This is a genomic window from Parafilimonas terrae, from assembly GCF_900115755.1.
Lineage (GTDB): Bacteria > Bacteroidota > Bacteroidia > Chitinophagales > Chitinophagaceae > Parafilimonas > Parafilimonas terrae.
The window spans coordinates 41,813-49,361 of record NZ_FOXQ01000019.1 but is presented as its reverse complement, the minus strand read 5'-3'; the positions used below and the strand labels follow the sequence as shown (position 1 = coordinate 49,361).

Genomic DNA, 7,549 nt, shown 5'->3' with positions numbered 1-7,549 from the left:
AGTTGTCAAAGATGGTTTATTTAAAATATTGGTTTTGTAATCGTTTCCACTTTTTTTGCCACTGATATAAATTAAAAGCGCTACTAAGATTATAATTATGCCGCCGCTTGAATCTTTGGTCAGGTTACCTATTTCATCATAAAGATAATTGTTGGCGTTCTGGTTATCAATATTGGTTGCATAACCGTTTACGGTAAAGGCACAAGGAACCCTTTGCTCATTGCCTGCCCTGCATACCTTGCGCCGGCTTCCTCCTTTTTATGAGCATACTTGGACTATTAGGGGCTTAATACTTGTTTATATTTATTAATATTCGCAATCTCATTAATACTTTTAACTGAAACTGAAGGATAGATTGCATATGACTTTGCATCAACTAGTATAATGTTTAAAGAATCATCTTCATCATAAATTGTATCAAATCTTAAGTTTAAACTATCTAAACTTTTCGCTGCTTTTAAGATTAATTTATTGACAGTGGTGTTTTTATCCCAATCTTTATTTGAAACAATTTGACACACTTGAAAAGAATCATTTTTAGATAAAGAAAATGCTAGATAGTAATTACCTGCTTCCTGATTTTTATAACCAATATAATATCCATCATTTTTTTTTAAACTTATGGTTGATACAGGAAGTTGTTTATCTCCAAAATTTGCTATGATTTTTTTAATGTCATCTTCACTTTTATTAATACCACAGACACACTCTCTAAACGTTGCAAACAAAAATATAATCAAGGTTAACTTAATAGTAGAAGACATAATTTTAGTAATTGTTTGTATTAATAGTTTGGTCTTGCCATTTTGAACCTTTATTTATTGAAAGATTATACTGTTGAGAATATCGTCCTTGTGAGGTTGAAAATTTATCCAACTGAACTCTTTGAACTGATTGAAAAGTTGATAAAGTAAGTGCCTTTTTACCAAATTTATATCCAACAATAATTGCATGGCTATCAAACACATCATCAACACCTGTTCTTTGCAAAAGGTCTCCATCATGCAGTGCAGAGCTAAGACTTTCAAAATTGCTTATGACAGAACCGTAAAAAACATTCCCAATGTAATCCGATTCTGTCAAACCTACTCCTTCTAAATAGGTATATGTAAATGAACGGAGTTGTTTAGATTTAATATCATATTTACTACCGTTATTAAAATACTTAAGTTTATCAAAATCTAATGGAGATAGCCATCTGCCCTTTAACGTGGACACGGCTTCTTGACGTAAAGATTCAAGCGTTTGAATATTAATCGTCGCGATAGCGTTATTAAAAAAAGGCGAGTTGTTATTAATAGCTATTACTGATGCTGGAAGTCTGGAAATTCTCGCTCCATTTAAATAACCATAAGCCTGGTCTGTAGAAATTGAGTATTTATTATTAAAGTCACTTGAAAAAATTGAATATCTACGTTCGGTTGGATTGCCATTTGCATCGTTTGCTCCTGTTTTTTCAATCGAATATGCAGAAAATAAAGCCAACATATTATTTGCATCAAATCCTTTTTGCCCCTTCCTTTTGCCATTAACATCAAATACCCTCGATTTCACATCAAGTGTGTAATCACCATTTCTATCAGTAAATGAAATAGGATTATTCCCAAAAGCCGCATATGGACTTTCATAATATTTTTTAACTGGGTCCGTATTCCATCTTCTTCCTATCCTTGCATCATACTGCCAGAACTCTGCAGTATAACTATTACCGTTTGACTCTATCTCCGTAGATTTTTCCTGCCCGTTCATTCCATACCTGTAAGACAAAGAACTTGTAGCCGTGTACGTCCTCATTGGCATCTGCATACCGCCGGAATGCTATTCAAAGAACTTGTTTTGCTTATCTAAAATACAGAAAAAAAGCGTATGTTTTGCCTGTTAACCATCAATTTAATCCGATTGAAAAAATAGTAGAGCTCTACCAGCAAAAAATAGAACTCTACGAACGCATGCTCAAAGAAAAAAATGAACTTATTGAGAAGCTGATGAAGGAAAGACAATAAAAAGCTGCTGATGATTTCAACGGCTTCCTATCTTTTATCCATTTCGTGTCACCCTCATACTTTTAAAGCTTACAGCAATTAATAGCCACTTCAATATTATTAAAATATTTTAGCCTCCTTATACAACTGTACATCGAATGCCCGTTTTATTAAATTTTTAGCAATCACTTTTTATATCGTAATATTGCGATTTATAATATTATGGGCGCAGGTAAACACGAAGAATTTTCAGTAAAACACAATCGCATCTCAAAATATGCAAAAGCATTGGCACATCCGGCAAGGGTTGCTATTTTACAGTTTCTTAGTAAAAAAAAATCCTGCATGTGTGGAGATATTGTTGAAGAATTACCACTATCACAAAGTACCGTTTCGCAACATTTGAAAGAATTAAAAGAGGCAGGATTAATAAAAGGTGAAACAGAAGGCGTGAAAGTTTGTTACTGCATCAATGAAAAGGAATGGAAGGCAGCCCAATTGTGCTTCAACACGTTATTTAATAATTATAAGGAAACCCTTGAAAATTGTTGTTTATGAAAAACAATGAGTTGAATTTCATTACTTCTGAAAAGGCTGCTCCTCCACTAACCTGTACGTTAAGCTGCCGGAAGCTTAAAAAACGTAAGGCAACAATTTTTGCAGCACTAAATAAAAAAAGAATTTCAAAAACCGAGCTGGCAAACGGTTACCGTTTTGATTTTGTAATGAATGAAGAAACAGAAAAACAAATTGCCTTCTTCATCGAAAAAGAAAGAGAATGCTGCAGTTTTTTAAATTTTCATGTGACGAAAGACATTGACAATAAAGTTTTAAAGCTGGAAATTGAAGGACCTGATAATGTAAAGCCTTTTATTGATACGAATATAAATATTTGATTTTTTTTGATTTAAAACATCGTAATATAACGATAAATAAAAACATACAAATATGGAAACACAGAAACAGTTAAAAGAAATCGTAAAGCAGAAATACAGCGAAATTGCTTTGCAGGACAAAGAAACCAATCAAAGTTCATGTTGCGGCTCTGGCGGCTGCTCAACCGAAGTGTATAACATTATGAGTGATGATTATAGCTCAGTGGAAGGTTATAATGCAGATGCGGATTTAGGCTTAGGCTGTGGCTTGCCAACACAATTTGCCAAAATAAAAAAAGGAGATATTGTAATTGATTTGGGAAGCGGTGCAGGCAATGATGTTTTTATTGCACGGCATGAAACAGGTGAAACCGGTAAGGTTATCGGTATAGATTTTACACCGGCTATGATTGAACGGGCGAGGCAAAATGCAGAAACAAGAGGCTTTAATAATGTTGAATTCAGGCAGGGTGATATTGAGGATATACCTGCAGGCGGAAATATTGCTGATGTAATAGTGAGCAATTGTGTTTTAAATCTTGTTCCCAATAAGGATGGCGTAATGAAAGAAATGTACAGGGTATTAAAACCAGGCGGCCATTTTTCTATATCCGATATTGTTTTGGAAGGTGAATTACCAAAAGAAATTAAACAGGCGGCTGAAATGTATGCCGGCTGCGTGACCGGCGCTATTCAAAAGCAGGCGTATCTTGAATTAATAGAGTCCAACGGTTTTGAAAATATTATTGTTCAAAAAAATAAGGCAATCGTTATTCCCGATGATATTTTGCAACAATATTTATCAGCGGAAAAGCTTAAGGCATTTAAACAATCTGCTGCCGGCATCACAAGCATTACAGTATATGCTGAAAAGCCGTTGAAACAAAAAGCTTGTTGCGATACTGATTGCTGCAATTAATCTATATGAAAAAAATATTAGTACTATGCACAGGCAACAGTTGCCGCAGCCAGATGGCGGAAGGCTATTTAAAACATTTTGCAGGCAATAAAGCTGAAGTATTCAGTGCGGGTGTGGAAAGGCATGGCGTTAATCCAAAAGCGGTTGAAGTAATGAAAGAAGATGGCATTGATATTTCACATAATACATCTAAAAACGTAAGCCGGTTTCATAATATCAGCTTTGATTATGTAATTACAGTTTGTGATAATGCAAAAGAAAGATGCCCGGTATTTCCATCAACTGCAAAAAGGTTTCACCATAATTTTCCTGATCCGGCAAAAGCTATGGGAACGAAAGATGAGATCATGCAGCAATTTCGTACTGTAAGGGATTTAATTAAACAATACTGCGCTGCATTCATTGCACTCAATATATCGCCAGGGAACGAAACGCTGTAATCTCTTTGCATAAATTCAAAAATCTTTCTTATTACAAAACCAAAGTGAAAGATGGATGCCCTTAGATGTTTGCAAACGATGCAATTTATTTTACCTAACGTTCAATGTTCAAGCGCATAATAACCTTTCTTTTCATGAAATGTATTCAGGCTTTGCTATCACCATCTTGTTATATTTATTCCGGTACTCAATTGGCGAAAGGCCCGTTAGTTTTTTGAATAAGTCGCGGAATGCTTTAGTATCTGTATAACCCACATCATACATTACTTCATTGATATTTTTCCGGCTCGTTTCAAATTGCTTTTTTGCTGCTTCTATTTTAATCCGCTGAATATATTCCAATACAGAATTGCTGGTGGCCTGCCTGAATCTTCTTTCAAATGTGCGGCGGCCTATTGCTGTTATTTTTGCCAGTTCATTGGTAGAAATTTTTTCATGTATATTCTTTTCAATGTATTCCTGCGCTTTCAGTATTTCTTTATCCGTATGATTTTTTTGTCCTTTAAACATCGCAAAAGTAGCCTGGCTGTCCCTGTCAATATCAATAGCAAAATATTTTGAAGCAAGAATGGCAGTTTCCCTGTTCGTATATTTCTCCACAAGGTGCAAAAGCAAATTCCAGTAAGAGTTGGCGCCGCCACTGGAATAAAGCCTTTTTTCTTCCGTTACAATATTGCCTTCCACTACTTCTATATCAGGATACATTTCCCTGAACTCATTTTGAAAACCCCAATGCGTTGAACATTTTTTTCCATTTAATAAACCTGTTGAAGCCAATAAAAAAGCGCCCACGCAAAGTGACGCCACTTCTGCACCATTATTATATTGCTCCACTATCCACGGCACGGCCGCTTTGTTTTTTGCAACGGCGGCTGGCATATCGCCAAACAGTGCAGGAATAAAAACCAGATCGGTTTTGTTTACTTCTTTTAACTGCCTGTTTGTATGCACCGAAAACAATCCGTTATTCAGCTTCACTTCTTTTTTTACGCCCACAAGTTCCACATCAAATAAAGGTTCTTTTCCAGCAGAAATTAAAAACTGGTTTACCGTGGTAAATAAATACTGCGGGTCAGCAATAGCCTGCATCACAGAAGATTCAGGCACCAGGATGGATACTTTTTTCATGAAATAAAGATAACCTGTTTCCTGTCACAATTTACCCTCTAAACTGTCATGTATGCCACCTTTTAATATCATTTTTGATTACCATTTTTGTGTTGTCAATTTATTAAACAACAATTTAAAATTTTAGAACATGTCAACTTACAATGTACGACTACACAGAATTTTAGCAGCACCACCTGAAAAAGTATTCAGGGCTTTTACTGATGCGGATGCATTTGCCTCATGGCTGCCACCTTATGGTTTTGTTGCCAAAGTGCATGAGATGAACGTGAAAACAGGAGGCGTTTACAAAATGTCTTTTATCAATTTCTCAACGGGGAATGGCCATTCTTTTGGCGGCGAATACATAGAAATTATTCCCAACGAATTGCTGAAATATACAGACAAGTTTGATGATCCTAACCTTCCCGGCGAAATGATCACAACCATAAAATTAAGGGCGGTATTATGTGGCACAGAACTAATAGCTACACAGGAAGGAATTCCTTCAGCAATACCGGCGGAGATGTGTTATTTGGGATGGCAGGAATCATTAGACAAATTAAAAAGACTGGTGGAACCTAATATACCTGATGCATAATATAAGCGAAGCAAATTCAGTAAATAATATTCATTCATTTTAAAACTTAAAAAAAATGGCAAAGCAAAAAATAGCGCCATGTTTATGGATAGAAAAAGACGCAAAAAAAGCAGCGAAATATTATCTGTCCATTTTTAAGAATGGCAAACTGGTTTCTTATAAAGCCTATAAAAATTCAGGATCGCCAAGTGGTGATTTTGATGTGGCTGAAATGGAATTGCTAGGTATGAAATTTCAGATACTGGCTGCAGGCCCGATGTTTAAATTTAACGAAGCTGTGTCTTTTGCTATTATATGCAAAAACCAGGAAGAGGTGGATTATTACTGGAAAGCGCTTACTGCAAAAGGCGGCAGCGAAGGGCCATGCGGATGGTGCAAGGATAAATACGGCCTATCCTGGCAGGTGATACCCGAACAGCTTTACAAATTGGAAAATCATAAAGAAAAAGCAAAACAGGAATATGCATTCAAAGCAATGCTGAAAATGAAAAAAATAATCATCGCTGACCTGGAAGAAAAATAGCTGTTGTAATAATCTGAAATGAAAACCATTCACTCATACCTATACTTCAACGGCAATTGCCGTGAAGCAATGATATTCTATAAAAAATGCCTTGGCGGTGAACTTAGTTTTCAAACGGTTGGCGAATCGCCGCTATCAGAAACAATGCCCGAAAAAATGAAGAAATGTATTCTTCATGCTGTACTGGCAAATAAGGAATTTGTATTAATGGGCACAGATATGATTAACGAAAGCGGCCTGTTAAAAGGCAATGCCGTCTCACTTGTGCTTACCTGTTCAAGTGAAAAAGAGATACGGGAATGTTATAAAAAGCTTTCACAGGGTGGCGAACAAACACATCCTTTGGAAAATACATTCTGGAACGTATTGTTTGGTGGCTTAACAGACAAATATGGTAATACGTGGATACTTAATTACAACAGAGAAGAAATAAAATAGCAACAAACATGTATAAACACCCGGGCAATAATTTTCAAATAATCATTTATAACGATTAAAAAATAAACATCATGGCAACGTTAACGCCTTACCTGAATTTTTATGGCAAATGCACAGAAGCAATGAATTTCTACAAAGGAATTTTTGATGGCGAACTCAGCATACAAACAGCAGGAGCTTCACCGGCAAAAGATCAAATGCCGGCGCATTTACATAACCAGGTAATGCACGCTCATTTAAAAAGCAGCACCATTGAAATTATGGGATCTGATATGGCGCCCACACAACCTGTGGAGGGTAATACAGTATATCTTGCACTTACCTGTAAAGACGAACAGGAAATAAAAACGCTATTCGAAAAATTTTCACAAGGAGGAAAAATAGAACAGCCCCTGCAACAGGCATTTTTTGGATGGTTTGGCTCACTGGAAGATAAGTTCGGCAAACACTGGATGTTCAACTGCCCGAATCAATAATCAATACAACATATTTATCCGGAAGCATTGTTTAAGTTATGATTGCAATTGCATTTATTTTTTGTGCCGGTTGAGTTGCTCTTCGCCTTCAAGGCTCTCGTGATTGTCTTTGTTTTCAGGCCTTTTGGTTGTGTTTATTTGGGGATATGCTTGAGATTGGTTTCTTTTTATATTCGTCTTTATAACAA

At 35.9% G+C, this 7,549-nt stretch carries 11 protein-coding genes; 8 read left to right on the top strand and 3 right to left on the bottom strand.

Translation table 11 applies throughout. The annotated features are described in order from the left end of the window. Positions 1–278: 278 nt before the first annotated feature. A complete protein-coding gene (locus tag BM015_RS20550) occupies positions 279–764 on the bottom strand; it encodes a hypothetical protein (protein WP_090663112.1) in 486 nt (161 codons plus the stop codon). Between the two features lie 4 nt (positions 765–768). After that, positions 769–1,749, bottom strand: a complete 981-nt coding sequence (locus BM015_RS20545; RefSeq protein ID WP_090663111.1) for a hypothetical protein — start codon at positions 1,747–1,749, stop codon at positions 769–771. Positions 1,750–2,204: 455 nt separating this feature from the next. Between BM015_RS20545 and BM015_RS20535 the strand changes: the two genes are divergently transcribed. The 4 genes from BM015_RS20535 to BM015_RS20520 are packed head-to-tail and all read left to right on the top strand — an operon-like array spanning position 2,205 to position 4,216. Then, positions 2,205–2,540, top strand: coding sequence for an ArsR/SmtB family transcription factor (locus tag BM015_RS20535; RefSeq protein ID WP_090663108.1), 336 nt, complete (start codon positions 2,205–2,207; stop codon positions 2,538–2,540). Further along, positions 2,537–2,878 (top strand): hypothetical protein, encoded by a 342-nt coding sequence (locus tag BM015_RS20530; protein ID WP_090663106.1) that lies wholly within the window; start codon positions 2,537–2,539, stop codon positions 2,876–2,878. Before BM015_RS20535 ends, BM015_RS20530 begins: the two co-directional genes overlap by 4 nt. 52 nt (positions 2,879–2,930) lie before the next feature. Continuing rightward, complete coding sequence (locus BM015_RS20525) at positions 2,931–3,776, top strand: arsenite methyltransferase (RefSeq protein WP_090663104.1); 846 nt, start codon at positions 2,931–2,933, stop codon at positions 3,774–3,776. 5 nt (positions 3,777–3,781) lie between these two features. Continuing rightward, complete coding sequence (locus BM015_RS20520; protein ID WP_090663102.1) at positions 3,782–4,216, top strand: arsenate reductase ArsC; 435 nt, start codon at positions 3,782–3,784, stop codon at positions 4,214–4,216. 132 nt (positions 4,217–4,348) lie between these two features. Here BM015_RS20520 and BM015_RS20515 read toward each other — a convergent pair whose 3' ends face one another. After that, complete coding sequence (locus BM015_RS20515; protein WP_090663100.1) at positions 4,349–5,344, bottom strand: GlxA family transcriptional regulator; 996 nt, start codon at positions 5,342–5,344, stop codon at positions 4,349–4,351. A gap of 130 nt (positions 5,345–5,474) precedes the next feature. Here BM015_RS20515 and BM015_RS20510 point away from each other — a divergent pair, with 130 nt between their 5' ends. The 4 genes from BM015_RS20510 (at position 5,475) to BM015_RS20495 (ending at position 7,361) form a co-directional block, all read left to right on the top strand. After that, the gene (locus tag BM015_RS20510) at positions 5,475–5,924 is read left to right on the top strand and encodes an SRPBCC family protein (RefSeq protein ID WP_090663098.1); all 450 of its coding nucleotides are present in this window, start codon (positions 5,475–5,477) and stop codon (positions 5,922–5,924) included. A gap of 55 nt (positions 5,925–5,979) precedes the next feature. Continuing rightward, positions 5,980–6,447, top strand: coding sequence for a VOC family protein (locus BM015_RS20505; RefSeq protein ID WP_090663096.1), 468 nt, complete (start codon positions 5,980–5,982; stop codon positions 6,445–6,447). Positions 6,448–6,465: 18 nt separating this feature from the next. Then, entirely contained in the window at positions 6,466–6,885 is a 420-nt protein-coding gene (locus BM015_RS20500; RefSeq protein WP_090663094.1) for a VOC family protein, read from the top strand. Positions 6,886–6,956: 71 nt separating this feature from the next. Further along, positions 6,957–7,361, top strand: coding sequence for a VOC family protein (locus BM015_RS20495; RefSeq protein WP_090663093.1), 405 nt, complete (start codon positions 6,957–6,959; stop codon positions 7,359–7,361). The last annotated feature ends 188 nt before the right edge of the window (positions 7,362–7,549 follow it).

Bases quoted from the DNA above. Each gene is read 5' to 3' on its own strand.
- BM015_RS20550 (WP_090663112.1), bottom strand. From the start codon at position 764: ATGTCTTCTACTATTAAGTTAACCTTGATTATATTTTTGTTTGCAACG.
- BM015_RS20545 (WP_090663111.1), bottom strand. From the start codon at position 1,749: ATGAACGGGCAGGAAAAATCTACGGAGATAGAGTCAAACGGTAATAGT.
- BM015_RS20535 (WP_090663108.1), top strand. From the start codon at position 2,205: ATGGGCGCAGGTAAACACGAAGAATTTTCAGTAAAACACAATCGCATC.
- BM015_RS20530 (WP_090663106.1), top strand. From the start codon at position 2,537: ATGAAAAACAATGAGTTGAATTTCATTACTTCTGAAAAGGCTGCTCCT.
- BM015_RS20525 (WP_090663104.1), top strand. From the start codon at position 2,931: ATGGAAACACAGAAACAGTTAAAAGAAATCGTAAAGCAGAAATACAGC.
- BM015_RS20520 (WP_090663102.1), top strand. From the start codon at position 3,782: ATGAAAAAAATATTAGTACTATGCACAGGCAACAGTTGCCGCAGCCAG.
- BM015_RS20515 (WP_090663100.1), bottom strand. From the start codon at position 5,344: ATGAAAAAAGTATCCATCCTGGTGCCTGAATCTTCTGTGATGCAGGCT.
- BM015_RS20510 (WP_090663098.1), top strand. From the start codon at position 5,475: ATGTCAACTTACAATGTACGACTACACAGAATTTTAGCAGCACCACCT.
- BM015_RS20505 (WP_090663096.1), top strand. From the start codon at position 5,980: ATGGCAAAGCAAAAAATAGCGCCATGTTTATGGATAGAAAAAGACGCA.
- BM015_RS20500 (WP_090663094.1), top strand. From the start codon at position 6,466: ATGAAAACCATTCACTCATACCTATACTTCAACGGCAATTGCCGTGAA.
- BM015_RS20495 (WP_090663093.1), top strand. From the start codon at position 6,957: ATGGCAACGTTAACGCCTTACCTGAATTTTTATGGCAAATGCACAGAA.